Source organism: Leisingera sp. ANG-Vp (genome assembly GCF_000813725.1).
Classification (GTDB): Bacteria; Pseudomonadota; Alphaproteobacteria; order Rhodobacterales; family Rhodobacteraceae; genus Leisingera.
Genome location: NZ_JWLD01000068.1, coordinates 41,233 through 42,660, shown reverse-complemented (window position 1 = coordinate 42,660; position 1,428 = coordinate 41,233). Strand labels below are relative to the sequence as shown.

At 65.9% G+C, this 1,428-nt stretch carries 1 protein-coding gene; it reads left to right on the top strand.

Features of this window, described 5'->3' with window-relative positions; genetic code table 11:
• Nucleotides 1-134 precede the first annotated feature (134 nt).
• The coding region (betC, locus tag RA20_RS25885; RefSeq protein ID WP_052249100.1) for a choline-sulfatase at nucleotides 135-1,428 on the top strand (1,294 nt) is incomplete at its 3' end.

Below are 1,428 nucleotides of genomic sequence, written 5' to 3'. Positions count from 1 at the left end.
GCCGCCGCGCGGGGGGGGGGCCCGCCCCCCCCCCCCCCGCGGGGGGCGCGTGCCGCACCCGCCCGGGCGAACGCTCACCGCGATACTGCTCACAAACTGACAACCGGCGAACACCCGCACCAACGGACTGACCAATGACAAAACCCAACATCATCCTGTTCATGGTCGATCAGCTCACCTCCTTTGTGCTGAACGCCTATGGCGGCACCGTCTGCAAGACACCCAACATCGACGCTTTGGCGGCACGCGGCACGGTGTTTGAGAACGCCTACTGCCCCTACCCCCTCTGCGCCCCCTCGCGCTTCGGCATGATGGCGGGCCGCCTGCCCTCGCGCATCGGCGCCTATGACAACGGCGCCGAATTCACCGCCTCCACCCCGACCTTTGCCCATTACCTGCGGGCAAACGGCTATTACACCTGCATCTCAGGCAAGATGCACTTCGTCGGCCCCGACCAGTACCACGGCTTCGAGGAACGCCTGACGACCGAGATCTACCCGGCCGACATGTCCTGGACCCCGGACGCCGATTTCCGCGACTACAACAAGGACGAGGAGCGCGCCTATACCTTCGGCGTCTCCACCATCGACACGGTGCGCGACGCAGGCCCCGTCGCCCGGTCGATGCAGATCGACTATGACGAGGACGTCATCCACCACGCGGTACGCGAGCTTTATACCCGGGCGCGCAGCGACGACACCCGCCCCTTCATGATGACGGTCTCGCTGACCCACCCGCATGACCCGTACGTCACCACGCAAGCCTACTGGGACCGCCACCCGGAAGAGACCATCGACGCCCCGCAGGTGCCCCATATCCCGGTGGAGGAGCGCGACGCACACAGCCAGTCGCTCTACTACCACTACGGCCAGGACAAATGCGAACTCAGCGAGCAGGACTACCGCAACGCGCGGCGCGGCTATTACGGCATGATCTCTTACGTCGATGACCTGTTCGGCCGCCTGATGCAGGCGCTGAAGGACAGCGGCTATGCAGACAACACCGTGGTGCTCTTTGCCTCCGACCATGGCGACATGATCGGCGAGCGCGGCATGTGGTTTAAAAAGACCCTGTTCAATCCGGCCATTCAGGTTCCGCTGATCATCGCCCATCCGGACCATGCCCCAGGCCGGGTCGCGGCGCCGGCCTCGCTGCTGGATATCTTCCCGACCCTCCTCGACATCGGCGGTATCCGGGGCGAGGCCATCAAGACGCCCTTGGACGGCCGCAACCTGATGCCCTCACTGCGGGGCGAGGCCCTCACCGGCCCCATCTTTGCCGAACACATCGACGGCGGCACCTCCGCCCCGCGTGTCTGCGTCCGCGACGGCGACAAGAAGCTGACCATCTCCCGCGCCTACCCGCCGCAGCTCTACGACCTCGCCGCCGACCCGCTGGAGCAGGTCAACCTGGCAGGCCAAGGCGATG